This window comes from Phyllobacterium sp. K27 (assembly GCF_054796155.1).
The window spans coordinates 1,040,867-1,062,940 of the sequence record NZ_CM139240.1 but is presented as its reverse complement, the minus strand read 5'-3'; the positions used below and the strand labels follow the sequence as shown (position 1 = coordinate 1,062,940).

Below are 22,074 nucleotides of genomic sequence, written 5' to 3'. Positions count from 1 at the left end.
GCCTGCCTCTTTCCTACTGGCACGGCGAACTCCAGAGATCTGACGCGCCGCGGCTTCTCTTCCCAGGAAAGTTTAGCGTCAGATCTCCGCCGCCGGAAGCCGGAGCGATGGGACGGGCGCCGACCGCGCCAGAGTGAGAGGTCGGCCGGGACGGGTTTGAGCCCGTCCGGTCGAGAGAGAGCGCAGGACCGGCTCGTCCGTCTTCCGCTCTTTCGAGGTATCCTCCATGCTTCACACCCCGATCCCGGGAGCCGCTCCGGCGGCCTCGCTTCCGCTCGCGCCCAACGCGCCTCCGGCCGCCGCCATTCTCGCCGCCGCCGGCCATCTCCTTCCTCATCTCGAACAGGGCCGTGCGATCGACGCCGCGATCCTGCGCTCCGCCATGGAACAGGCATTCGGCGCGTCCGACGCCAGCGGCGCCTGGGACTGGAAGACGGCCTACGACGCCTGCGAGGCGGCGACCGTCCTGTTCCTGCGCAAATACGGAAAACCCCTTTACCGCAAAGCCGCTTCCCCGGCTGCACGCCTTTCCGCGCTCATCAAGATCGTCCGCCTTCTGCCGACGCACACGCGTCGCTCAGAAGAAGCGCAGGCCTTTCAGCAATTCTCCACCCCGGTGCCACTCGGTCTCGCCGCCCTGACCGCGGCATCGCTGATCCCGACCGACCGGGTGCTGGAGCCTTCGGCCGGCACCGGCCTGCTTGCGATCCTCGCTGAGATCGCCGGTTCCGCGCTCATCCTCAACGAGCTTGCAGAGACGCGTGCCGATCTCCTCGCCTCGCTCTTTCCGGCCATCCCGGTCACGCGCTTCGACGCCGCGCAGATCGACGATCATTTCGATCGGACGGCCGTTCCCAGCGTCATCATCATGAACCCGCCGTTTTCGGTGATGGCGAACGTCACCGGACGGGTGGCGGACGCCGCCTATCGTCATGTCGCCTCGGCCCTTGCGCGTCTTGCCGATGGCGGCCGCCTCGTCACCATTACCGGCGCGAACTTCTCACCCGAAGCCCCTGCCTGGCGCGAAGCCTTCATCCGGCTGCAGGAACGCGGGCGTGTCGTGTTCACGGCCGCCGTCGCAGGCTCGGTCTATGCCAAGCATGGCACGACCATCGAGACGCGCCTGACCGTCATCGACAAGGCGCCGGCCGAGGACCCAGCACGTTTTCCGGGCTCCGCCGGCCTCGCACCCGATGTCGCGACGCTGCTCGCGTGGATCGACCAGCAGGTTCCGATCCGGCTGCCGGTGTCGCTCCCGACAACGATCGCCGACACGCCCGGCGCGCCGCGCACCGTGCGCGGCTATCTTGCCCGGGCCGCGTCCGCGGCGCCTGCGCGCCGCACGGCCCGGCCCGACGGCATGCCTCTCGACTATGAGACGATCGACTGGACGCCGCCGGAGGGCGGTCGCCTGTCGGACTCGATCTACGAGACCTATACGCTCCAGTCGATCCGCATCCCCGACGCGCAGCCGCATCCCACCAAGCTGGTGCAGTCTGCCGCCATGGCGTCGGTCGCACCGCCGAAGCCCAGCTATCGGCCGCTGCTCCCCGCCCACATCGTCAGCGATGGCGTACTGTCCGACGCCCAGCTCGAGACGGTGATCTATGCGGGCGAGGCTCATGGCGACTATATTGCCGGCGCCTGGACCGTGGACGAGACGTGCGATCTCGTCTCGGCTGCGTCCGACGATGCGCAAAATGCCGTCCGCTTCCGCAAGGGCTTCATGCTCGGCGATGGCACCGGCTCCGGCAAAGGCCGCCAGTCGGCCGGGATCATCCTCGACAACTGGCTCCAGGGCCGGCGCAAGGCGGTCTGGATCTCCAAGTCCGACAAGCTGCTCGAGGACGCCCAGCGCGACTGGTCTGCGCTCGGCATGGAGCGACTGCTCGTCACGCCGCTGTCGCGTTTCCCGCAGGGCACGGCGATCCGTCTCGCGGAAGGCGTCCTTTTCACCACCTATGCCACGCTACGGTCCGACGACCGCGGCGAGAAGCTTTCGCGGGTCAAGCAGATCGTCGAATGGGTGGGCTCCAACTTCGACGGAGTGATCATTTTCGACGAGTCCCACGCGATGCAGAACGCCGGCGGCGGCAAGGGAGAACGGGGCGACGTGGCTCCGTCGCAGCAAGGCCGTGCGGGGCTTCGGCTCCAGCACGCGCTTCCCAACGCTCGCGTGGTCTATGTCTCGGCGACCGGCGCGACGACGGTCCACAATCTCGCCTATGCCCAGCGGCTCGGCCTGTGGGGCGGCGAGGACTTCCCGTTCGCCAACCGCGCCGAGTTCATCGAGGCAGTCGAGAACGGCGGCGTCGCCGCGATGGAGGTGCTCGCCCGCGATCTGCGCGCGCTCGGCCTCTACACCGCGCGCTCGCTCTCCTATGACGGCGTCGAATACGAGTTGGTCGAGCACCAGCTCACGCCCGAGCAGACCCGCATCTACGATGCCTATGCCGGCGCCTTCGCCATCATTCACAATCACCTCGACGCGGCGATGCAGGCCGCCAACATCATCGGCGACAGCGGCACGCTGAACCGGCAGGCGAAATCGGCCGCACGCTCGGCCTTCGAGAGCGCCAAGCAGCGCTTCTTCGGCCATCTCCTGACCAGCATGAAGACGCCGACGCTGATCCGCTCTATCGAGCAGGACCTGGCCGAAGGCCATTCCGCGGTCATCCAGATCGTCTCGACCGGCGAAGCCCTGATGGAACGACGCCTCGCCGAGATCCCCCCCGAGGAATGGACCGACGTCCGGGTGGACATCACCCCCAGGGAGTATGTCCTAGATTATCTCGCCCATTCCTTCCCAGTGCAGCTCTACGAGCCGTTCACCGACAGCGAGGGCAATCTCTCCTCGCGCCCGGTCTACCGGGACGGTCAGCCCGTCGAGAGCCGGGAAGCCGTCGCCCGTCGCGACGAGCTGATTGAGCGGCTGGCATCACTGCCCCCCGTCCCCGGGGCCCTCGACCAGATCGTCCAGCGCTTCGGCACCGATGTCGTGGCCGAGGTGACGGGCCGCTCGCGCCGCGTGGTGCGCAAGGGCGACCGCCTTGCCGTCGAGAACCGCGCCGCGTCCGCCAATCTCGCCGAAGCCGCCGCCTTCATGGACGACCAGAAGCGGGTACTCGTGTTCTCTGACGCCGGAGGAACCGGCCGCAGCTACCACGCCGATCTCGCGGCGCGGAACCAGCGCCTGCGCGTCCATTATCTGCTCGAACCGGGCTGGAAGGCGGACGCCGCCATCCAAGGCCTTGGCCGCACCAACCGGACGAACCAGGCGCAGCCGCCGCTCTTCCGGCCGATCGCCACCGACGTGAAGGCCGAGAAGCGCTTCCTCTCGACCATCGCGCGCCGGCTCGACACGCTCGGCGCCATCACACGCGGCCAGCGCCAGACCGGCGGACAGGGCCTGTTCCGGCCCGAGGATAATCTGGAATCGCACTATGCGCGCGATGCGCTCCGGCAGCTCTATCTCCTGCTGGTGCGTGGCAAGGTCGAAGGCTGCTCGCTCGACCGTTTCGAGTCGGCCACCGGGCTGAAGCTGATGGACGACAACGGCATCAAGGACGAGTTACCGCCGATCACCACCTTCCTGAACAGGCTCCTGGCGCTGACCATCGATCTGCAGGGCGTGCTCTTTACGGCGTTCGAGCAGCTCCTCGCCGGCAAGATCGAGGGCGCGATGCGTAGCGGCGTCTATGATGTCGGATTGGAGACGCTGCAGGCCGAGAGCTTCATCGTCAGCGACAGCCAGGTGATCCACACGCATCCGGGCACCGGCGCCGAGACGCGGCTGCTCACCATCACGCGGCGCGAGCGCAATCGCCCGACCACGCTCGACATTGCGATCGACCATCTCGCCGATCCCCGGGCGCGACTGCTCGTCAATGGCCGATCCGGCCGCGCCGCCGTGCAAATCCCAGCGCCGTCCATGATGCTCGACGACGGCGAGATCGAACGGCGCGTGTGCCTGATCCGGCCGATGGAACAGCACTATGCGCCGCTGCGCATGATGGACGAGAGCCATTGGGAGCAAGTCGGCCGCGACAGCTTTGCGACCGCCTGGGCCGCTGAGCTGGCCGAGGTGCCGGAGTTCTCCGACAGCACCATCCACATCGTCGCCGGCCTGCTACTGCCGATCTGGAAGCGGCTGCCCAACGAGTCGACGCGGGTTTACCGACTCCAGACCGACGCGGGCGAGCGCATCATCGGTCGCCGCGTCTCGCCCGCCTGGGCCGCAAACGCTGGCGTCATGGACGCCAGCACCCTGACGCCGGATGCCGCCTTCACTGCGCTGATCGACGGCGCCACCATCCTCGATCTCACTGAGGGCATGCAGCTGCGCCGCGCCCGGGTGATGGGGACCAACCGCATTGAGCTGTCGGGCTTCACCGATGCGATGCGCGATCGACTGCGGGCCTATGGCCTGTTCAGCGAGATCATCTCGTGGAAGCTGCGCTTCTTCGTGCCTGTCGATGCATCAGGCCCCACGATCCTCGGCAAGCTGCTCGAGACCTTCCCCGTCACGCGCATCTCCGAGCGGGAGGCGGCGTGATGGCCCGGCACGACGCCTCCGATCTCGCGCACAGTCTCGGCCGGCAGGCAGAGGCGGTGTGCCGCCACTACCTATCGAGCGGACGTCGCGAGGGCCGCTACTGGCTGGTGGGCGATGTGCGCAACACGCCCGGCCGCTCGATGTATGTCCGGCTCAAGGACACGCCGAAAGGTGTCGCGGGCAAATGGACCGACGCCGCCACCGGCGAGCATGGCGATCTCCTCGACGTCATCCGGGAAAGCTGCGGCCTGATCGACTTCAAGGACGTGGCCGACGAGGCACGCACCTTCCTCAGCATGCCACCACCCGAGCCCGAGCCGCGAATTCAGGAGCGCCAACGCCCGGCGCCAAGCGGCTCGCCGGAAGCAGCGCGGCGTCTCATCGGCATGTCGCAGCCACTAACGGGCACAATCGTGCAAGCGTATTTACGGGAACGCGGCATTACGGATTTGCGCGGAACCGGAAACCTTCACTTCCATCCACACTGCTATTATCGGCCCGACGAGCACGGCCCGACCGAGACCTGGCCGGCGATGACCGCCGCCGTCACCGATCTCAACGGCAAGATTACGGGCGCGCACAGAACCTGGCTCGATCCCCAATCACGCGACAAGGCGCCGATCGACACGCCGAGGCGGGCCATGGGCGACCTGCTCGGCAACGCGGTGCGTTTCGGCGGCGGCGGCGAGGTTATGGCGGCCGGGGAGGGCATCGAGACCGTGCTGTCGCTCCGGCAGGTCCTTCCCGACATGCCGATGCTGGCGGCGCTCTCTGCGGCGCATCTCGCCGCTATCCTGTTCCCCGATACGCTGCGACGGCTCTACATCGTGCGCGACAATGATCCGGCCGGTGACGGTGCGCGTGACAGCCTGATCGAGCGGGCGAACACGGTCGGGATCGAGGCGATCGTCATCTCGCCGGCGCTCGGCGATTTTAATGAGGATCTCCGCGCCCTGGGCATCGAGCATCTCCGGCAGCAGTCGCGGATGCAGATCGCACCTCAGGACGTAGCAAGGTTCATGGCGCTGGCGGCATAGCCCGGCATGCGAGAGCGGCGATGGCGGTGCGTCGTCATGCTCGCGCGGATGCACCAACCCTCGGAGGGGGACCGCGCCTCGGCCTTCGAGAGGGCGATCGGCCAGCAAACGGGCCCGCCCGACAATGGCTGCGACCGACGATTTTCCGGCGGCGCGTGCCGCGCCTTTCCATCGCGAAGCAAAATCGCCGGCCTCCGCCATCCTCCGCTGACACTCCGGCCCTGCGCTGCGCTCCGGGTGCAGGGCTGGCCCGTCCGCCGGCTTTCGTCGCCATGAAGGCCGCGACGGTCGCGGTCCAACCGACGGAGCATCCCATGAGCGAGCATGACGACTTCGAACCGCACCACGCCTCATCACCGACCGACCATGTCCTCACCGAGCTTCAGCTCCACGGCTACCGTCCTTTCGAGGATGAACCCGACCAGCGGCTCCTGCCAGATGGCAATGCGGTCGCAGGCGCAATCGCCGACATCTTCGACGCCCTGATCGGAACACTGGAGGACACTCGCCTCGAACCCGACCTCGATGATCTCCTCTGGTCGACGGTCAACGTCTTTCATCGCGCCACCGACCGGATCGCACGCGAACTCGACGACAACGAGCAGGCGCAACGCCGCGGACAGCGTGAACAGGACGGCAGCGAGGTGAAGGCGGTCGAACTCGAGCGCCACATCGCCGAAGGCCGGACCCTCATCGAACGCCAAAACGCCTTCGAGCTGATGCGCGACCAGGCGGCCGAACACTACGAACGCCACGTCGGCAAGATCTGGCTTCCGCGTAGCGGGTCAAAGGTCAACCACCGCAATCTCACCTCGGCGATGATCGACAGCCGCGACTTCCTGGCAGCGAAGCGGCGCGCAGAGCAAACGATCCTTCTTCCCCCAGGGCCGAAGATCCTTGTCACCGGCGGGCTCGACTTCAACGACCACCGGCTGATCTGGGCCAAGCTCGACCAGGTGCACGAAAAGCACCCGGACATGGTGCTGATGCACGGCAAGTCGCCGAAGGGCGCCGAGAAGATCGCATCCCTTTGGGCCACCAACCGCAATGTGCCGCAGATCGGCTTTGCACCCGACTGGACGAAGCACGGCCGCGCAGCGCCCTTCAAGCGCAACGACGAGATGCTGGAAGTTCTGCCCAAGGGCGTGATGCACTTCCCCGGCACCGGCATCAACGACAACCTCGCCGACAAGGCCAAGAAGCTCGGCATCCCGGTCTGGAAGTTCGGCGGCGCGTGAGCGCCGCCACGCATCCGTCACCGTTCCGCTATCGCTAGATCGGCCATGGCTGCGCACTCTTCAATTACCTCGACATAACCCAACTCCGTTCGGATTCTGGTGGTGTCCGTGACAAGATGCTGGCGGTAATCAAAGGCTGGTGGCACGGGCGTGTCGCCCGATCGGGCAGGCAACCGCGCAAGTCTTTCCCCCATGCTTGGCGTGTTCGCCTCGCCAACATTGAATATAGCAGTGCTTGCTGCCGCATGACGTGCTGCGAGCGCGATTGCCGAAGCGACGTTCTCGACATGACCGTGCGTCCATCGCCACTGTGGCACTCCGGCGAAGCCGTAAATGGTGGCAAGGTCGGCATTGTCTCCAGGTCCGTAAACCTTCGGCAAGCGAAGGATCGTCCAGTCGATAGTCGAGGCTTGCGAGACTGCCCGCTCAGCTAAGATTTTCTCGTAATCGCGTGCCCACCCGCCAAGCTCGTTCTCCATTGCCCGATGGGGGTAATACACCGAGCGGAGTGGCGCATCCTCGCTGAGTGGGATCGGGTCTGGCGATCCTGGCTCCGCCTTCGTCAAACGGCCATATGCTCGATAAACATCGCAGCTTGAGACGAGGACAAGCCGCCCCACGCGTCCGGAGAATGCCTGCACGGCAGCTCCAGCGTCAGCTTCGCCCATCGCAACCATGTGCACCACGACGTCCCAATCTCGACGGATAATCTCCGGGAAGGCGGTGATCGGGTACTCTGCGGCAGCGTCGCGCACATGTTCGACACTCGGAAGTATGGCGTTGTCGCTCGTGCCGCGGTGGAAGACCGTGATGGCGTCACCGGCATCGTGCATCTGCCTGACGACGTGCGCCCCGATAAAGCGCGTTCCCCCGATCACAAGTACCTTCAATTCTGCCTCTCTACGCCATTCAGGACACTCTGCTACGGATTCGGTCACCCTTGGGACAGCTTACCCCGCTCCGATGACCTTCGCACCTCACCCGCTTTTCTGCGCTGATCCTTGGTCGGACTGATCGCTTGACGCCATCAACCCGTGAAGGGTCGGCTATGCGAGCATGCCGCCGCTTCGGCCTGCGCCTGCGCGGTGATTGCAGCGCTCAGCCCGACACTTCGGGCGCCTGTCAGCGGGGGATGGTCCTCCGCTCAAACAGGAGCCGGATCGATGTCCCTCAACGACGCACACGCCTTCGCCTTCAGCCTCGCCACCACCCTGATGGCCGCCATCATCATCTTTCAGGCCGGCGACGGCACCCTCTCGGTGACGCCCGCCAGCGAGTACGACGGCGACATGGCCGCGATCGTCCATGAGATCGATCCCTTCGCCCCATAATCGGGCGAACCGGCGCCGCCCCGCGGAAGTCGCACGCGATTTCCGCTCCCGGCGCAGTCGATTTTCCGCTATAGTTCGAGCGCGCCATGGTGGTGGTGGAGGCGCGACCGTCAGACCTTTTCTCACGGAGGCCACCACCATGATCATCCTCGCAATACTCGCATCCTTCGCAGCCATCGGCCTGCTTTGCTGGCTGCTGTTCACGCTGGCCGTCTTCGCGCTTCCAGCGTTCGTCGGCGTGACTGCAGGAACCTGGGCCCACGGCACCGGCGCCGGCATCCCCGGAGCGGTCCTGGTCGGGGCCGTCGCCGCCACGCTCACGCTAGCGACCGGCCATCTGCTGATCACCTACGTCCGGCCAATGTGGCTGAAGCTTCTCGTAGCCATCGCCTTTGTCTCGCCGGCGGCAATTGCTGGATTCCACGCCACACATGGCATCGTGAAGCACCTCATGCCTTCCGAGGGATGGCAGATCGCCTTCTCCGTCATTGGTGCGACCGCGGTCGGCATCACCGCCTTCATGCGGGTCGCAGGAATGGCAGCGCCCCCAGGGCCGTCCGGCCAGGACCTCGCGCGAGCCTGATCGACATTGTCGACGTTGGGAGGGCAAGACCAGCGATGAGCTGCGACCGCCCATGCCGTCTCAGGCCGTTGCGACTGATGCATGGAGCGCGAATCGACGCTGGGCCAGGAAAGCGGCTGTCGTTGGAGCTGTGGCCCTGTCAGGACCATCTCTTAGCGGCACACCGAAAATCCGGCGTGGCGAACTCTCCATTGGCGGTAGTTGGTCAGTATGCAGCGCCAATGCCCTGCCGGGAGGGGGAGACGAAGCCGGTGGGGTATTGCCCCAACGCCCGTTTGCCGGTGCGGGATGGCTGCCATCTCCGTTCTCTGACCGTGCCTCGACCGCTCCAAACGGCCTCTTCATGGCCTGATCTGGCCGAAGGCCGGCTGCGCCTCGATCGCCTATGACGCAACAGCCGCGTCAAACTTTCTTCCTCTGCCGGCTGCGCCGCCATTCCTCGCGAGACAAGAAAGCCCTCCTAAGCTGTCAGGCCCCTTCGGGGTGCGCCGTCGATCGCCTCCGGCCAACCGATCGCCATCGAGGCCGCAATGGTGCGGGCTCGGGAACGGAAAACGGAGACTTACAATGGCGACCATCGGAACCTTCAAGAAGACCGGCTCGAACGAGTTTACCGGCGAAATCATCACCCTCAGCGTCCAGGCCAAGAACGTTCGCATCGTCCCCGACCAGCGCGCCACCGGCGAGAACGCCCCCAGCCACCGGGTCCTGGTCGGCCGCGCCGAGATCGGCGCCGCCTGGTCCAAGCGCTCGAACGAGGGCCGCGACTATCTGGGCCTCAAGCTCGACGATCCGAGCTTCAACGCCCCGATCTACGCCAACCTCTTCGACGACGAGGAAGGCGAGACCTTCTCGCTGATCTGGTCCCGCCCCAACGGGCGGCGCGGCGACTGAGGCCCGCGCGAGGCCCCGGCCGGAAGGCCGGGGCCTTCGGATTTGCGGCGACCGAATCAGTTGCGGCTTCTGACGGTCCGAGAGAGCGTACGGAGGGACTTCTGGCTGGAAGATCGTACCAAGAACGACTATTATAGTCGTAGTTTTGGCGTACGCGTAGGTCCGTGTGGGAGGTGATCATGCATGATCACCGCCCGACAATCTCGGGCCGCACGCGCGTTGCTGGGTTGGACACAGGAGACGCTCGCTGACAAGGCCCGGGTCTCATTGACTGCGCTCAAGCGCCTCGAGTCCACCAGTGGCCTTGAGGTCTATGAGAGCACGCGCGATGAGGTCAGAAGGGCTTTCGAACGCGCAGGCATCGTCTTCCTGAACTCCGATCAGGGCAAAGGAGTGCTGCTCGTTGATGCAAAGAAGGAAGGCTGACGTTCGACCTGTCGCGGCGTTGCCACATCTTCCCGCGTCAGAGCCTTGCGTCATCATTCCGACCGCATCACGGTTAACAATCTCCACCAGTTTGGATACATCTCGCGATCGGGGGATGTTGTGACCAGGGACGATTTTCTCGATCAGCCGCCGGCCGGGGCGGCATTGACCGCCTATGACGAGGCGCATGTGAAGCTGTATGCCCGACTGCTCGACGCAGATGCGGCCAGCGCCGACTGGCGCGAAGTCGTTGAAGTCCTCTTCGGCCTCGATGCCAAGGCTGAACCGGAGCGGGCCCTGCGCATCTACACCAGCCATCTCAACCGCGCGAAATGGATGACCACCAGCGGCTTCTGCCAGTTGCTGCAGGGCCGCCTGCACTGAGGTGATGCGCAATTCGCATCACGTTGCGGCCACTTCGTTCTTCCCGCGCTCCATTCAACCCGGAATCGTGTTCACTGCATACTCGCGTTGCACAACATTGCGCGGAGGCGGTGGCGGATGTCCGAGGATGAGAGTTGGCGGTCTGAAGCCGCCTATGATTATATCGACAAGTTGACCCCCGGCGACCTTGCCTGGGAATTCTTGCGTCGCAATCCCGAATACAGGAAGACCTATCAGGAACTCGTGGCCGAGGGGCGGCTGACCGAGGACGTCGCCCGAGAGTTCGCCGAACAATGGGGGTTGCGATTTCGCAGCCGACCCATGCAATTCGGCGCTCATCCAGCCGATCTTCTGGACCCCGCAAACCGATCCGGCGACGCTCCCGTTCACCGCCGGACCGAGCCCGACGGGAGATATCCTCCTCCGCGCTGAGGATCTCCACGCCCACACCATCATTGAGCGTGATCCCAGTGTGATCCGCCTTGCGCTGCGGGGCGAGCCCTACGACGTCGCCCTGGCCGACGTCGGTGATGCCCGTCCCCTTGGTGCATTCGTCATGTTCGACGAACTGACGCCGGACCGGCTGACCGCGGTCGAGCGTCTCTGGCACGCCATGTTCGGAAATCGCGTCCCGCCCGATCCGCGCATGACGCCGCAAAGGCGCCAGCGTGCGCGCCTAATGCTCCGCGCCGTTGATGCGCGAGACACCGGCGCCATCTACCGCGTCGTCGCCGAGCATCTCTTCCCGCAGCACAAAATCGACGCAGCGTCCTGGGTCGGCGATCCGATCCGAGAAATCACTATCCGTCTCGCCCGCGATGGTATGAAGCTCGTTCGCGGCGGCTACCGGACATTGCTGCGCCGCCCACGCCGAGATCGCTGATACCCGCTCGGGTGTCGTTTTTAGCCTGCTTACTTCGACATCGTCCAAGGCGCCGTCTTCGCGCCACCGTGCTCGCAACCCGCCGCTCGTTCGCAGCGGCCGCCCGCGAGACCACGGAGGTTCGATCATGGCCGAAAAAGCCGCCAATCTACCGCCACGCTATCTGAGGACGCAGGAAGCGGCGCGCTTCCTCGGCCTCTCCGAGCGCACCCTTGAGAAGCACCGGACCTACGGAACCGGTCCGACCTATCGCAAGCTCGGCGGCCGCGTCGTCTATTCCGTCGAGGACCTGCAGAGCTGGGCTGATCGAGGTCTGGTTACTTCGACCTCCGACCCGCGCGGGGGGACCGTTCTGCCAGCCAAGCGTCAGTCGCCCGCACCCGCCACTGCCGGCGGCCGCTTCGCTCGCTGAGGTCGCCCGCCGTGTCGTCCCGCCACACCCATCACGATGAGCGCGCTCAGCTCGATCTGTTCCGGGCGCTGCCCGGCGATCTCGCGCCGCGGGACGCGCAGGATCTCATGGCCTACCCGTTCTTCTCGCTCGCCAAGTCGAAGCGCCTGGCGCCGATCGACTTCAAGGCCGGCTCGGTAAAGATCCGCGTCGAAGCCGTGCCCGAGCACGGCATGGCGACGATCTGGGACGCCGACGTCCTGATCTGGGCCGCCTCGCAGATCGTCGAAGCGCGCGACGTCGGGTTGCGCCCGTCACGCCTGATGGCGACCACGCCCTACGAAATCCTGAACTTCATCGGCCGGGGCGTCAGCTTACGCGACTACGACCGCCTGAAGGCAGCGCTCGACAGGCTTCAGTCGACCACGGTCGCGACCTCGATCCGCCAGCCGACCGAGCGCCGGATGCACCGCTTCTCATGGATCAACGAATGGAAGGAGCGCGCCGATCACCGCGGCCGTCCGCTTGGTCTCGAGCTGATCGTGCCCGACTGGTTTTACGGCGCCGTTCTCGACGATGCGCTCGTGCTGACGATCGACCGCAATTACTTCGATCTTACCGGCGGGCTGGAGCGCTGGCTTTACCGCCTGGTGCGCAAGCACGGTGGCAAGCAGGAATTCGGCTGGAGCTTCGACTTCCCGCATCTCCATTCGAAGTCCGGCAGCCTCTCGCCGCTCAAGCACTTCGCCTACGACCTGCGCGACATCGTTCGGCGCCAGCCGTTGCCGGGTTACCGGCTCACCATCGAGCAGTGCCTCGGCGGGCCCGAAGTCCTGTCCTTCGCACCCACCGATCCCGACACGCTCGGCATTCCGCGCCGCCGTCGCCGCTCGACATCGCGCCCTGGGGATAAGCTGTGAATCATCTCGTGCTATCAGGGACCGGCACTATCGTGCCATCGGGGACCGGACTCTCGTGCTATCGGGGACCGGAATCGCCGATTCCTTTTGCTGAATCAGCAGCTTGCGAGCCCCGTAACTTATCTAACCTAGATTCCTTCGGAATCTTTCTAACGGAGACCGCTTTTTCGCGCTGTGTGGACGAGTCCCCGATAGCCGGGAGACCGTCATGATCGTCGCGCTCCTCAACCAGAAGGGCGGCGTCGGGAAGACGACGCTGGCGCTACATCTCGCCGGCGAATGGGCTCGGCATGGGCAGCGCGTCACGTTGATCGACGCCGATCCCCAGGGTTCGGCGCTAGACTGGTCGCAGCAACGCAGCCGGGAGGGGCTGGAACGGCTCTTCGGGGTCATTGGCCTGGCGCGCGACACGCTGCATCGCGAGGCGCCGGAGGTGGCGCGTGACGCCGACCATGTCGTCATTGACGGACCGCCACGCGTCGCCAGCCTCATGCGCTCGGCGCTGCTCGCTGCCGACCTCGTGCTGATTCCGGTGCAACCGTCGCCCCTCGACGGCTGGGCATCGGCCGAAATGCTCGCGCTGCTCAACGAAGCCCGCATTTACCGGCCGCAGCTTGCCGCTCGCTTCGTGCTGAACCGCTGCGCGGCGCGCACGGTGCTCGCCCGCGAAACCGCCGAGACGCTCGCCGATCACGACCCGCCATTGCTCGCGACCACCATCGGTCAGCGCATCGTCTTCGCCGACGTCGTGCAGACCGGCCGGATCGCCGCCGAGCAGGACGAGGATTGTCCGGGCGCGCGCGAGATCGCCGCGCTCGCGGCCGAAGTCGCGAGGATCGGCGCATGAGCGAGCGATCCCCCAAACGCAGCTTCGCATCCCGGCCCGGTGATCCTGAGAGCTGGATTAAGGCGCCCGACCGCCAAACCCAACGCGCTCAGGCCGCCGATGACTTCTCGGCCAGGCTGACCATCGATGTCACCGCCGACATGCGTGGCCGGATCAAGATCGCGGCCTTCCAGCGCGGCCAGACGGTCGCCGACATGCTGCGCGCGCTGTTCGAGCGCGAATTCCCACCAGCCCAAGGAGACGCCCAATGACCGGCCTTGTGGCCGCATCCGCGCGCGCTGGCCGCGCCACCGGATTGACGCTCGACGATCTCACCCAGATCGAACTCGTCTGGATCGAGAAGCAGATCGAGCACTGGATCCGCTTCGGCCGCGAGGTCCGCGAACAGGTCCTCGACCGCCGCCGCCGCATCCTCTTCTTTCCTCCCGGCACGACCTTCGCGCTGGTGCGCTGGGCCGCGAACGAGCACGGCACCGTGCTCTCTCGCCTCGACATTCTGCGTGCCGTGGGTCCCGGTGAGGCCTGCCAAACAATCCCGACCGTGACGCCCGGCGGTGACATCCTGTTGCGCGTCGATGGCTGGCCGAAGGTGGAGCGCGTGCTCCAGCTCATCGACGCGATCGAGGCCAGCGATATCGATCCGGCCGAGGTGTCGCCCGATCACTGGCGGCACGTTCACAACCGCCTTGCCGCCGGCGAGGCGCCGCGCGCCTACACGCTGCAGCGCCACCGCGCCTTCCTCTTGGCGCGGAGGATCGGCGCATGACCCGGCTCGGCTACGCCATCACCACGACGGGCGCGGTGTCATTGCTCGGAATCCTGTCGCTCGTTTCCTTCGCACCGAAGTTGATCTGGAACGCGTCCGCCAGCACGCCGATCGGCCTCTACACCGTCCAGCCCGACCGGTCCCCGGAGGTCACCGATCTCGTCGCCGTGCGCGCGCCCGAACCGCTGGCGAGCTTCCTTGCCGAAGGCGGTTATCTGCCGCGCGGCGTGCCGCTGATGAAGCGGGTCGTGGCGCTTCCTGGCCAACGGGTTTGCAGGACCGGCCTCGCGATCACCGTCGACGCCGTTCCGATGGGCGATGCGCTGGACCGCGATCGTCGCGGCAATCCGCTGCCCGTCTGGCAAGGCTGCCGCGTCGTCGCCGAGGGCGAACTGTTCCTGATGAACTGGCAAGTGCGCGACAGCCTCGACGGCCGCTACTTCGGCCCGCTGCCCGCCTCCGCCGTGATCGGCCGGGCCATCCCTCTCTACACCGACGAGGACGGCGATGGCCGCTTCGTCTGGCGCGCGCCGACGCGGTGACAGCGTGCCCAATCCCAACCTCACCGCACATCCACGGAGGCAATCATGTCCCTGATAGGTCAATTCACCCGCGACGATGGCGGCTTCATCGGCCACTTGGAAACACTCCTGCTGCATCAGGACATCATCATCATTCCCGCCGAGCCGTCCGACGCTGAGAATGCGCCGGATTTCCGCGTGCACGTCTTCGACGGCGTGAACAACGAACCCGGCGCCGAACTCGGCGCGGGTTGGAAGCGCACCGGTGAGAAGGCCGGAGATTACGTCGCGCTGCAGCTTGATGATCCATGCTTTCCGCAGCCGATCCGCGCCAACCTGTTCCAGTCGGCCGACGACAAGTCCGCCTGGGGTTTGCACTGGAATCGCCCGCCCAAGCGCGGCGAGCGGGACTGAGCGATGCCGGCCCGCCGCCATCGGGCTGTCGTCGGACGGTTTCCCACCGTCCGGCGCACAGCCTTCCTCCTCCTTTCCGGCCTGCTCATCGGCCTGCCGCCGGCAATTCCCGCCGTCGCACAGGACGCGCCGGCGGAGCGGCCATCACCCGCTGATCCCTATGCCGGCCACATCGCCGAGGCCGCGCGCCGGTTCGGCATTCCGGAGGCGTGGATTCGCGCCGTCATGCGTGTCGAGAGTCGCGGCGACGTGCGCGCGATCTCGTCTGCCGGTGCGATGGGCCTGATGCAGGTCATGCCCGCGACCTGGGCGGAGCTGCGCGCGCGATATGGTCTCGGTAACGATCCCTACGCCCCGCGCGACAACATTCTCGCCGGAGCGGCGTATCTGCGCGAGATGCACGATCGCTACGGCTCGCCGGGCTTTCTGGCCGCCTACAATGCCGGTCCCGGCCGCTACGAGGAATATCGCGCGAATGGCCGCCCGTTGCCGGCCGAGACGCGCGCCTATGTTGCCGTTCTTGCGCCGATCATCGGTGGCGGCGACCTTGCTGTCCCCGTCACGGTGGCGACCGCCGATCCGCTCGCATGGACCCGTGCGCCGCTCTTCATCGTGCACACGGGCAGCGGCGCCGGCGCAGTTCAACGGCAGCACGACGGCGATCCGGCTGCACCATCCGAGCCGGAGTCCTCGCGCGATCCCGCACCCGCTGCACCGCAATCCGACGGGCTCTTCGTGGCGCGAACCGATAGTGCGAGGCCGCAATGAGAAGGTTCGCACCAACTGTGGCGTTATCGCGCTCTGGCGTAAAATTGGCGTCAGAAGTGGGAAGAGCAGGCACCACAACCGCACGATTGCCGCTGTATTCGGGCGGGACTTGGCGGCCGTTGAAATGACGGCACCTTGCGATCTGGTGGGCATCGGCGCGACCCTTCCGTTGGTCAAACGGAAGCGCAGGAGTCGTGTCATGGAGTTCTTTGCCGGACTGGATGTTTCGATCGAGGAGACCGCAATCTGCGTGGTCGGCGATGACGGGAAAGTGGTGCTTGAGACGGCGGTTGCGACCGAGCCGGCGCTGATCGCCGAAGCGCTTGCGCCGTACGCGGGACGCCTCCGCCGTGCGGGTCACGAAGCGGGCTCACTGTCGCCCTGGCTGCATGCGGGGCTGCTGCAAATCGGTGTCCCGGCGGTGTGCCTGGAGACCCGCCACGTGCGAGCGGCACTGTCGGCTCAGCGCAACAAAACGGATGCGACCGACGCGCTGGGGATTGCCCACATCATGCGCACCGGCTGGTTCCGCCAAGCACATATCAAGACCGAGAGCTGCTATCGGATCCGGCTGCTGCTGGTCCAGCGCCGCAACCTGAAGCGCAAGTTCCTCGATCTCGAGAACGCGATCCGGCACTCGCTCAAGGTGTTCGGTATCCGTCTCGGCAAGGTCGGTCGCGGCAGCATGGAGAAGGCGGTTCGCGATGCTGTTGCAGGCGATCCGATGACCGCGGGGCTGATGGACTGCATGCTTCGCGCTCGCGCAGCGCTGTGGGCCGAATATCTCGTGCTCAACAAGCTGGCGGTGCAGATGGCGATGCGCGACGAACTGTGTCGTCGCTTCATGGCGATCCCGGGCGTCGGACCCGTGACCGCGCTCAGCTTCAGCAGCGCGATCGACGATCCGACGCGCTTCCGGCGCTCGCGCGATGTCGCTGCCTACTTTGGCTTGACGTCGAAGCGATGGCAGTCCGGCACGTCGATCGACATCAAGGGCCGGATCAGCAAGGCGGGCGATCCGGACGTCCGCCGTGCGCTCTATGAAGCCGCGTCGGCGATGCTGACCCGGTTCAAGGGCAGCGACACGATCAAGAGCTGGGGCCTCAAGCTCGCGAAGACCAAATGCCATGCCAAGGCGCGCGTGGCGGTCGCTCGAAAGCTTGCCGTCACGATGCACGCGATGTGGCGCGACGGGACCTTTTACGTCGGCGATCCCGATGCGGGCGAGCATGAAACCAGCGACTGGCAAGCGGCGAAAGTCGCGCGGCTGAGCCTCGCCAGATCATGAACATCAGCAACATCAACGTCGTCAGATGACGGCCTGACAAGCATGAGGAGGTCCGCGCGAGCGGCAGAGTGATGGTACAGTCCGAGGAAACGGGAAGCACGATATCTCGCCTGTGGCCGGTCAATCCGGACCACGCACGAATGCCTGTGATGCTGCCCCGTAAATCCGATAGCGACATGCGCCGCGATGGCTCGAACGCTGCTTGCGAGCAGCCGGACCAGGCCATCGATGAGCGCGGAAGAGTGCGCGGCGTACCTGATCTCGAACACTTCGCAGGACTTCGCACCATGGCGTCGAGACGTGTGGCTTTTACTGTTATGGAGGAGGAATGGCGATGGCGAAGACTTGCAGGAAGAAGGGCCCAAATAAGAGGGCGAGATAAAAGCGCGCGATGTGCTGCTTGGTGCGGTCGTGTGTTTTCAGGGGCTTATGGCGCGTCTGCGCGAGGTGCGCCTGATCGGCGCAGCCTGCGCATTCGCCATTTCGCCAAGGATTTCCGCGCGATTGCCCGATGTGCGGGGCCGCGGCGATGAGCGGCGAGGACGATTTCCGCATTCGGCCAGGCCGCATCCGCTCCACCCGGGCTCAGCAGGCGCGGCCCTTTATAGCCCAGGCGCTCGCGGCCGCTCAACGTGCCGGCGGCAGGGTCTCGCGCTCCGGCCAAATCAGCCCGGGCAACCGCTCGCGGTTCGGGCGCGGGCAGCGCGCGACCGTACAGGCCAATCGCCTGCTCACCAGCCGATCGCGCAACGTCGTCATCAAGACGCGTGTCGTCCGGCATACCGCTAGGGCCGCGCCGCTCAGCGCCCACCTTAGCTATCTCCGGCGCGAGGGCGTGACCCGGGATGGGGAGAAGGCGCGGCTGTTCGGTCCCGAGACCGAAGACGCCGATCCCAAGGCCTTCAGCGAGCGGACCCAGGAAGACCGGCATCATTTCCGGTTCATCGTCTCGCCGGAGGACGCCGTCGAGATGTCCGACCTCAAGACCTATGCCCGCGACCTGATGGGGCAGATGGAGAAAGACCTCGGCACCAAGCTCGATTGGGTCGGCGTCGATCACTGGAACACCGACAATCCGCACGTCCACATCATCCTGCGCGGGCGCACCGACGACGGCCAGGACCTCGTCATTTCCCGTGACTACATCAAGGAAGGAATGCGCGCCCGCGCGCAGGATCTCGTCACCCAGGAGCTGGGGCCGCGCACCGACCACGAGATTCGCCGCAATCTGGAACGGCAGATCGGGGCGGAACGCTGGACCAATCTCGACCGCCAGCTTGCCCGCGACAGTTATCGCAGCGGCGTCGTCGACCTTGCCCCGCACCCAGACCGACAGCCCGACGCGTTCCATGCGATGAAGGTCGGTCGGCTGCGCAAGCTTGAGACCCTCGGCCTCGCAGATCAGGTCGGCCCCGGCCAATGGGTCGTTTCGGAGAACGCCGAGAGGACCCTGCGCGAGCTGGGCGAGCGCGGCGACATCATCAAGCGCATTCATCGTGGCCTCACCGAACGCGGCATCGAGCGTGGCGCAGCCAGCTACGTGCTCGCCGGAGAAAGCGTGGACGATCCCATCATCGGTCGGCTGGTCGATCGCGGTCTCGACGATGAGCTGAAAGGTACGGCCTATGCCGTGGTCGACGGCACCGACGGGCGCACCCACCACATCAAGCTGCCCGACCTCGACGCAGCCGGCGACAGCGCGCCAGGCTCGATCGTCGAGCTGCGCAAGTTCGACGACGCGCAGGGCCGCCGACGGGTGGCGCTCGCCGTCCGTTCCGATCTCGACATTGAGCGGCAGGTCCAAGCGACCGGCGCCACCTGGCTTGACCGCCAGGCAATCGCCCGCGAGCCGGTCGCACTCGGCGGCGGCGGCTTCGGCGCGGAGGTGCGCCAGGCCCTGGACCGGCGGGCCGAGCATCTGATCAACCAAGGGCTCGCCGAACGGCAAACCCGCGGTGTCAGCTTCTCGCCGGGTCTGATCGACAAGCTGCGTCAACGCGAGGTCGAAGCGCTTGGCGAGAAGCTCGCGGCCGAGACCGGCCGCCAATTCTCGAAGGCCGGAACGGGCGAGTATGTGGCAGGCACCTATCGCCAGCGCTTCGCGCTCGCGTCCGGCCGCTTCGCCATGATCGACGACGGCCTCGGCTTCCAGCTCGTGCCCTGGTCGCCCTCCCTCGAACGTCAGCTCGGCCAGCACGTCTCCGGCGTCTCGCGCGGAGCCGGCGGCGTCGACTGGAGCTTCGGCCGCAATCGCGGCCTCGGCATGTAGCCCAGCCAAGAAAGGAGTGCCCCGCCATGTCGGCGACGAAAATCCTCTGGGGCCAGATCCTCACCGTCTTTCTGATCGTGCTGATGACGACCTGGGGCGCGACCCAATGGACGGCTTATCGCCTCGGGTTCCAACCTCAGCTTGGGCAGCCCTGGTTCGAGATCGCCGGATGGCCGATCTACTATCCGCCGGCCTTCTTCTGGTGGTGGTATTTCTACGATGCCTATGCCCCGCCGATCTTTGTCGAGGGCGCCTACATCGCCGCATCCGGCGGCTTCATATCAATCGCCGTCGCAATCGGCATGTCGGTGTGGCGGGCACGCGAAGCGAAGAACGTCGAGACCTATGGCTCCGCCCGCTGGGCACGGCCGGACGAGGTGAAGGCCGCGGGTCTGCTCGGCCCGGATGGCGTCGTACTCGGCAAGCATGAGCGCGACTATCTCCGCCATGACGGTCCGGAGCATGTGCTGTGCTTCGCGCCAACCCGATCCGGCAAGGGCGTGGGCCTGGTCGTGCCGTCGCTGCTGACCTGGCCGGGATCCGCCATCGTCCACGACATCAAGGGTGAGAACTGGACGCTCACCGCCGGCTATCGCGCCCGCCATGGCCGCGTGCTGCTGTTCGATCCGACCAATACGAAGTCGGCAGCCTATAATCCGCTGCTCGAGGTGCGGCGCGGCGAATGGGAAGTCCGCGACGTGCAGAACATCGCCGACATCCTTGTTGACCCGGAGGGCTCGCTCGAGAAGCGGAACCACTGGGAGAAGACATCGCACGCGCTTTTGGTCGGCGCGATACTGCATGTCCTCTACGCCGAGGCCGACAAGACCTTGGCAGGCGTTGCCGCCTTCCTGTCAGATCCGAAGCGCCCGATCGAGTCGACCCTCGCGGCGATGATGAAGACCGCCCATCTCGGAGAGGCCGGCCCGCATCCCGTCATCGCCAGCGCGGCCAGGGAGTTGCTCAACAAATCCGATAACGAGCGGTCCGGCGTGCTGTCGACCGCGATGTCGTTCCTGGGCCTGTATCGCGATCCCGTCGTGGCCGAGGTCACCCGCCGCTGCGACTGGCGCATCGCCGACATGGTCGGCGGCAAGCATCCGACCACGCTCTACCTCGTCGTGCCGCCATCCGACATCAACCGGACCAAGCCGCTGATCCGATTGATCCTGAATCAGGTCGGGCGCCGGTTGACCGAGGAATTGCAGGCGAAGGGCAACCGTCACCGCCTGCTGCTGATGCTCGACGAGTTTCCCGCGCTCGGGCGTCTGGACTTCTTCGAGAGCGCGCTTGCCTTCATGGCGGGCTACGGCCTGAAGGCGTTCCTGATTGCCCAGTCGCTGAACCAGATCGAGAAGGCCTACGGCCCGAACAACTCGATCCTCGACAACTGCCATGTCCGGGTCAGCTTCGCGACCAATGACGAGCGCACGGCCAAACGCGTTTCGGATGCGCTCGGCACCGCCACCGAGATGAAGGCGATGAAGAACTATGCCGGCCACCGGCTGTCGCCCTGGCTCGGCCACATGATGGTGTCGCGCTCGGAGACCGCACGGCAACTGCTCACGCCGGGCGAGATCATGCAGCTCCCGCCGTCCGACGAGATCGTCATGGTCGCCGGCATCCCACCGATCCGCGCGAAGAAGGCCCGCTACTACGAGGATCGTCGGTTTCAGGAGCGCATCCTCACGCCGCCCACGCTCACCAAGCCGACGAGCGCACGGATGGACGATTGGAGCGCGCTCGCTATACCGGAACGCCCCATGCTGAACACGCCCGTCGCGGTCGATGAAGTGGCCGATGACGATCCGACAGACTCCGAGCGCCGTCATCAACCCGAACTGAGCCGCACCAAGACCGTCGAGCGAAAGCAGGTCATCGAGAACGAATTCGAGATCGATCCCCGCGAAGACGTCGACGAGGATGCCGCCCGCCTCAGCCGCATGACGCAGACCATGCGCCAGGTCGCTCGCCAAGCCTCGCTCGATCCGGGCGATGGCATCGAACTGTAGGAGGCGGCTGTGACGAAACCTCCCAAGAAACAGCGGCTGTCGGTCTATCTCGATCCCGATGTGATGAAGGCGCTTGCGGCTCACGCAGCGCGGCGCGACCTGTCCCTGTCGCTGGTCGCCGAGGCCGGCATCGCATCGTTCCTCTCGCCCGACGCCGCCGAGCGGCAGGAGGCGGCGACCACGAAGCGGCTCGATCAGCTCGACCGCCGTATGGCGCGCATGGAACGCGATCTCGGCATATCGGTCGAGACGCTCGCGGTGTTCATCCGCTTCTGGCTGACCTCCAATCCACCCTTGCCGGAGCCGGCACAGGTCGCGGCACGCGCCAAGGCGGCTGAGCGCTACGAAGCCTTCGTGACCGCGCTCGGCCGGCGACTCGCACAGGGACCGAAGCTCAGGCAGGAGATTTCGGAAGACATTCCGCCCGCGCGCGACGCGGAATAATCACTACTCCTCGCATCACAAGTATTCGGGCGTTCCGCCGTTTCCCTGTCTTTGTACGCCACAGTACGACCGCCTCATGATGGTTGTTGTCAGGCCATGATTT

The 22,074-nt window shown here is 65.9% G+C and carries 25 protein-coding genes; 24 read left to right on the top strand and 1 reads right to left on the bottom strand.

Features of this window, described 5'->3' with window-relative positions:
• The first annotated feature begins 226 nt into the window (after nucleotides 1–226).
• The 3 genes from ACYJL1_RS05330 (at nucleotide 227) to ACYJL1_RS05320 (ending at nucleotide 6,830) form a co-directional block, all read left to right on the top strand.
• Nucleotides 227–4,555, top strand: coding sequence for a strawberry notch-like NTP hydrolase domain-containing protein (locus tag ACYJL1_RS05330; protein ID WP_460897377.1), 4,329 nt, complete (start codon nucleotides 227–229; stop codon nucleotides 4,553–4,555).
• Nucleotides 4,555–5,592, top strand: a complete 1,038-nt coding sequence (locus tag ACYJL1_RS05325) for a DUF7146 domain-containing protein (protein ID WP_460897376.1) — start codon at nucleotides 4,555–4,557, stop codon at nucleotides 5,590–5,592. Before ACYJL1_RS05330 ends, ACYJL1_RS05325 begins: the two co-directional genes overlap by 1 nt.
• Before the next feature lie 314 nt (nucleotides 5,593–5,906).
• Nucleotides 5,907–6,830, top strand: coding sequence for a DUF2493 domain-containing protein (locus ACYJL1_RS05320; protein ID WP_460897375.1), 924 nt, complete (start codon nucleotides 5,907–5,909; stop codon nucleotides 6,828–6,830).
• Nucleotides 6,831–6,847: 17 nt separating this feature from the next.
• Here the strand turns inward: ACYJL1_RS05320 and ACYJL1_RS05315 are convergent, their stop codons facing one another.
• The gene (locus tag ACYJL1_RS05315) at nucleotides 6,848–7,720 is read right to left on the bottom strand and encodes an NAD-dependent epimerase/dehydratase family protein (RefSeq protein ID WP_460897374.1); all 873 of its coding nucleotides are present in this window, start codon (nucleotides 7,718–7,720) and stop codon (nucleotides 6,848–6,850) included.
• A 273-nt stretch (nucleotides 7,721–7,993) separates the two neighbouring features.
• Here ACYJL1_RS05315 and ACYJL1_RS05310 point away from each other — a divergent pair, with 273 nt between their 5' ends.
• The 21 genes from ACYJL1_RS05310 to ACYJL1_RS05210 all read left to right on the top strand — a co-directional run bounded on the left by ACYJL1_RS05310 (nucleotide 7,994) and on the right by ACYJL1_RS05210 (nucleotide 21,971).
• The gene (locus tag ACYJL1_RS05310) at nucleotides 7,994–8,161 is read left to right on the top strand and encodes a hypothetical protein (RefSeq protein ID WP_164714525.1); all 168 of its coding nucleotides are present in this window, start codon (nucleotides 7,994–7,996) and stop codon (nucleotides 8,159–8,161) included.
• A gap of 139 nt (nucleotides 8,162–8,300) precedes the next feature.
• Entirely contained in the window at nucleotides 8,301–8,744 is a 444-nt protein-coding gene (locus tag ACYJL1_RS05305) for a hypothetical protein (protein ID WP_460897373.1), read from the top strand.
• A 52-nt stretch (nucleotides 8,745–8,796) separates the two neighbouring features.
• A complete protein-coding gene (locus ACYJL1_RS05300) occupies nucleotides 8,797–9,096 on the top strand; it encodes a hypothetical protein (RefSeq protein WP_460897372.1) in 300 nt (99 codons plus the stop codon).
• A gap of 215 nt (nucleotides 9,097–9,311) precedes the next feature.
• Nucleotides 9,312–9,638, top strand: coding sequence for a DUF736 domain-containing protein (locus ACYJL1_RS05295; RefSeq protein WP_460897371.1), 327 nt, complete (start codon nucleotides 9,312–9,314; stop codon nucleotides 9,636–9,638).
• Between the two features lie 183 nt (nucleotides 9,639–9,821).
• Nucleotides 9,822–10,064 carry a helix-turn-helix domain-containing protein gene (locus ACYJL1_RS05290; RefSeq protein ID WP_460897370.1) on the top strand — a complete coding sequence of 81 codons (243 nt, stop codon included), beginning with the start codon at nucleotides 9,822–9,824 and terminating at the stop codon, nucleotides 10,062–10,064.
• A gap of 120 nt (nucleotides 10,065–10,184) precedes the next feature.
• A complete protein-coding gene (locus tag ACYJL1_RS05285) occupies nucleotides 10,185–10,448 on the top strand; it encodes a DUF2285 domain-containing protein (RefSeq protein ID WP_460897369.1) in 264 nt (87 codons plus the stop codon).
• A gap of 117 nt (nucleotides 10,449–10,565) precedes the next feature.
• A complete protein-coding gene (locus ACYJL1_RS05280) occupies nucleotides 10,566–10,880 on the top strand; it encodes a transcriptional regulator domain-containing protein (RefSeq protein ID WP_460897368.1) in 315 nt (104 codons plus the stop codon).
• A 40-nt stretch (nucleotides 10,881–10,920) separates the two neighbouring features.
• On the top strand, nucleotides 10,921–11,331 hold the full coding sequence (locus ACYJL1_RS05275) for a DUF2285 domain-containing protein (protein ID WP_460897367.1): 411 nt from the start codon (nucleotides 10,921–10,923) through the stop codon (nucleotides 11,329–11,331).
• A 127-nt stretch (nucleotides 11,332–11,458) separates the two neighbouring features.
• Nucleotides 11,459–11,743, top strand: a complete 285-nt coding sequence (locus tag ACYJL1_RS05270) for a helix-turn-helix transcriptional regulator (protein ID WP_460897366.1) — start codon at nucleotides 11,459–11,461, stop codon at nucleotides 11,741–11,743.
• 11 nt (nucleotides 11,744–11,754) lie between these two features.
• Entirely contained in the window at nucleotides 11,755–12,642 is an 888-nt protein-coding gene (locus tag ACYJL1_RS05265) for a replication initiator protein A (protein WP_460897365.1), read from the top strand.
• A gap of 208 nt (nucleotides 12,643–12,850) precedes the next feature.
• A complete protein-coding gene (gene parA / locus ACYJL1_RS05260) occupies nucleotides 12,851–13,489 on the top strand; it encodes a ParA family partition ATPase (protein ID WP_460897364.1) in 639 nt (212 codons plus the stop codon).
• Nucleotides 13,486–13,740 carry a hypothetical protein gene (locus ACYJL1_RS05255; protein WP_460897363.1) on the top strand — a complete coding sequence of 85 codons (255 nt, stop codon included), beginning with the start codon at nucleotides 13,486–13,488 and terminating at the stop codon, nucleotides 13,738–13,740. Before parA ends, ACYJL1_RS05255 begins: the two co-directional genes overlap by 4 nt.
• The gene (locus ACYJL1_RS05250) at nucleotides 13,737–14,255 is read left to right on the top strand and encodes a DUF2840 domain-containing protein (RefSeq protein ID WP_460897362.1); all 519 of its coding nucleotides are present in this window, start codon (nucleotides 13,737–13,739) and stop codon (nucleotides 14,253–14,255) included. Before ACYJL1_RS05255 ends, ACYJL1_RS05250 begins: the two co-directional genes overlap by 4 nt.
• Nucleotides 14,252–14,797 carry a S26 family signal peptidase gene (locus tag ACYJL1_RS05245; protein WP_460897361.1) on the top strand — a complete coding sequence of 182 codons (546 nt, stop codon included), beginning with the start codon at nucleotides 14,252–14,254 and terminating at the stop codon, nucleotides 14,795–14,797. Before ACYJL1_RS05250 ends, ACYJL1_RS05245 begins: the two co-directional genes overlap by 4 nt.
• A 45-nt stretch (nucleotides 14,798–14,842) precedes the next feature.
• On the top strand, nucleotides 14,843–15,190 hold the full coding sequence (locus ACYJL1_RS05240) for a DUF736 domain-containing protein (RefSeq protein WP_460897360.1): 348 nt from the start codon (nucleotides 14,843–14,845) through the stop codon (nucleotides 15,188–15,190).
• 3 nt (nucleotides 15,191–15,193) lie between these two features.
• On the top strand, nucleotides 15,194–15,958 hold the full coding sequence (locus tag ACYJL1_RS05235; protein ID WP_460897359.1) for a lytic transglycosylase domain-containing protein: 765 nt from the start codon (nucleotides 15,194–15,196) through the stop codon (nucleotides 15,956–15,958).
• Between the two features lie 199 nt (nucleotides 15,959–16,157).
• Nucleotides 16,158–17,246, top strand: coding sequence for an IS110 family RNA-guided transposase (locus tag ACYJL1_RS05230; RefSeq protein WP_460897358.1), 1,089 nt, complete (start codon nucleotides 16,158–16,160; stop codon nucleotides 17,244–17,246).
• A gap of 68 nt (nucleotides 17,247–17,314) precedes the next feature.
• Nucleotides 17,315–17,779 carry a hypothetical protein gene (locus ACYJL1_RS05225; RefSeq protein WP_460897357.1) on the top strand — a complete coding sequence of 155 codons (465 nt, stop codon included), beginning with the start codon at nucleotides 17,315–17,317 and terminating at the stop codon, nucleotides 17,777–17,779.
• Nucleotides 17,776–19,515, top strand: coding sequence for a relaxase/mobilization nuclease domain-containing protein (locus tag ACYJL1_RS05220; RefSeq protein WP_460897356.1), 1,740 nt, complete (start codon nucleotides 17,776–17,778; stop codon nucleotides 19,513–19,515). Before ACYJL1_RS05225 ends, ACYJL1_RS05220 begins: the two co-directional genes overlap by 4 nt.
• Nucleotides 19,516–19,541: 26 nt before the next feature.
• Entirely contained in the window at nucleotides 19,542–21,527 is a 1,986-nt protein-coding gene (locus tag ACYJL1_RS05215) for a conjugal transfer protein TraG (protein ID WP_460897355.1), read from the top strand.
• A gap of 9 nt (nucleotides 21,528–21,536) precedes the next feature.
• Nucleotides 21,537–21,971: a CopG family transcriptional regulator gene (locus ACYJL1_RS05210; protein ID WP_460897354.1), complete on the top strand. Its 435-nt coding sequence runs from the start codon at nucleotides 21,537–21,539 to the stop codon at nucleotides 21,969–21,971.
• The last annotated feature ends 103 nt before the right edge of the window (nucleotides 21,972–22,074 follow it).

Excerpts from the sequence above, each read along its gene's own strand:
- ACYJL1_RS05330 (WP_460897377.1), top strand. The coding sequence starts at position 227 with ATGCTTCACACCCCGATCCCGGGAGCCGCTCCGGCGGCCTCGCTTCCG.
- ACYJL1_RS05325 (WP_460897376.1), top strand. The coding sequence starts at position 4,555 with ATGGCCCGGCACGACGCCTCCGATCTCGCGCACAGTCTCGGCCGGCAG.
- ACYJL1_RS05320 (WP_460897375.1), top strand. The coding sequence starts at position 5,907 with ATGAGCGAGCATGACGACTTCGAACCGCACCACGCCTCATCACCGACC.
- ACYJL1_RS05310 (WP_164714525.1), top strand. The coding sequence starts at position 7,994 with ATGTCCCTCAACGACGCACACGCCTTCGCCTTCAGCCTCGCCACCACC.
- ACYJL1_RS05305 (WP_460897373.1), top strand. The coding sequence starts at position 8,301 with ATGATCATCCTCGCAATACTCGCATCCTTCGCAGCCATCGGCCTGCTT.
- ACYJL1_RS05300 (WP_460897372.1), top strand. The coding sequence starts at position 8,797 with ATGCCGTCTCAGGCCGTTGCGACTGATGCATGGAGCGCGAATCGACGC.
- ACYJL1_RS05295 (WP_460897371.1), top strand. The coding sequence starts at position 9,312 with ATGGCGACCATCGGAACCTTCAAGAAGACCGGCTCGAACGAGTTTACC.
- ACYJL1_RS05290 (WP_460897370.1), top strand. The coding sequence starts at position 9,822 with ATGATCACCGCCCGACAATCTCGGGCCGCACGCGCGTTGCTGGGTTGG.
- ACYJL1_RS05280 (WP_460897368.1), top strand. The coding sequence starts at position 10,566 with ATGTCCGAGGATGAGAGTTGGCGGTCTGAAGCCGCCTATGATTATATC.
- ACYJL1_RS05270 (WP_460897366.1), top strand. The coding sequence starts at position 11,459 with ATGGCCGAAAAAGCCGCCAATCTACCGCCACGCTATCTGAGGACGCAG.
- parA (WP_460897364.1), top strand. The coding sequence starts at position 12,851 with ATGATCGTCGCGCTCCTCAACCAGAAGGGCGGCGTCGGGAAGACGACG.
- ACYJL1_RS05255 (WP_460897363.1), top strand. The coding sequence starts at position 13,486 with ATGAGCGAGCGATCCCCCAAACGCAGCTTCGCATCCCGGCCCGGTGAT.
- ACYJL1_RS05250 (WP_460897362.1), top strand. The coding sequence starts at position 13,737 with ATGACCGGCCTTGTGGCCGCATCCGCGCGCGCTGGCCGCGCCACCGGA.
- ACYJL1_RS05245 (WP_460897361.1), top strand. The coding sequence starts at position 14,252 with ATGACCCGGCTCGGCTACGCCATCACCACGACGGGCGCGGTGTCATTG.
- ACYJL1_RS05240 (WP_460897360.1), top strand. The coding sequence starts at position 14,843 with ATGTCCCTGATAGGTCAATTCACCCGCGACGATGGCGGCTTCATCGGC.
- ACYJL1_RS05235 (WP_460897359.1), top strand. The coding sequence starts at position 15,194 with ATGCCGGCCCGCCGCCATCGGGCTGTCGTCGGACGGTTTCCCACCGTC.
- ACYJL1_RS05230 (WP_460897358.1), top strand. The coding sequence starts at position 16,158 with ATGGAGTTCTTTGCCGGACTGGATGTTTCGATCGAGGAGACCGCAATC.
- ACYJL1_RS05220 (WP_460897356.1), top strand. The coding sequence starts at position 17,776 with ATGAGCGGCGAGGACGATTTCCGCATTCGGCCAGGCCGCATCCGCTCC.
- ACYJL1_RS05215 (WP_460897355.1), top strand. The coding sequence starts at position 19,542 with ATGTCGGCGACGAAAATCCTCTGGGGCCAGATCCTCACCGTCTTTCTG.